2 protein-coding genes are annotated in these 884 nt (G+C 41.9%); both read right to left on the bottom strand.

Features of this window, described 5'->3' with window-relative positions; genetic code table 11:
- The coding region (locus N1032_RS24300) for an SDR family NAD(P)-dependent oxidoreductase (protein ID WP_259543056.1) at positions 1 to 445 on the bottom strand (445 nt) is incomplete at its 3' end.
- The coding region (locus tag N1032_RS24295; RefSeq protein WP_259543055.1) for an HNH endonuclease at positions 438 to 884 on the bottom strand (447 nt) is incomplete at its 5' end. The genes N1032_RS24300 and N1032_RS24295, both read right to left, overlap by 8 nt.

The raw sequence follows: 884 nt of genomic DNA, 5'->3' as shown, positions 1-884 counted from the left end.
TACCGCCCTGGAAGGAAAGCATAAACGCGATGTTAACGATCTTACCACCGTGTTTAGCTTCGACGCAGTGGTTAGCGAACGCTTGTGACAGGAAGAACACTGACTTCTGATTCAGGTCGATTACATCGTCCCAATCTTTTTCAGAGAAGTTCAGCGAATCTTCGCGGCGAATGATACCGGCGTTGTTAACCAGAATGTCAACAGTGCCCAGACGGTTTACGATATCAGCGATCAGCTGTTTCTTGTCTGCTTTAGACAGGTCACAGATGATGTTATGGAAATCAGCACCGGCTTCTTGAACCAGTTTGATTGTCTGAATCGGCTCAACGATGTTGATACCGACGATAGTTGAAGCACCAGCTTTAGCCAGTGCCAGAGCCATACCCTGACCTAAACCCGTGTCGCATCCTGTTACAACAGCAACTTTACCTTTAAGACTAAACATATTTTATATCCTCATTACCATCGTGAGAAAATGAACCGTGAAGTTCTCTTCTAACTCTCATAACATTTTCTTCAGCATCTTTTATATCAGTGAAATAGCCTACAAAATGTCTTTTCTTGTTAAGATTAACATAGGCAGACCACTTCTTGGCATGTTTATTCCACGAAACACCTTTTATACCAGAAGTATTTCGTGAATCCATGCCTCTGTTATGATTGTTTTCTTGAAGAGAACATTCTCGTAGGTTTACCCATCGGTTATCATGCCGTATGTGATTAGCATGATCAACGAATTCAGGGATAGAACCTGTCATGTACAGAAAAGCCAAATGGTGTGCGAGATGTTCATCTCCATCTACACCTATTCCAATATAACCGTCTGACCTTATATAACCTGCTGTATCACCAATTTCTATAAAACCAACTGGAGTTATCAACCA

Origin of the sequence: Herbiconiux daphne, from assembly GCF_024979295.1 — a bacterium.
In the GTDB taxonomy this organism is placed as follows: Bacteria; Actinomycetota; Actinomycetes; order Actinomycetales; family Microbacteriaceae; genus Herbiconiux; species Herbiconiux daphnes.
The sequence above is the reverse complement of the archived record's forward strand: the minus strand, read 5'-3'. Positions and strand labels throughout refer to the sequence as shown.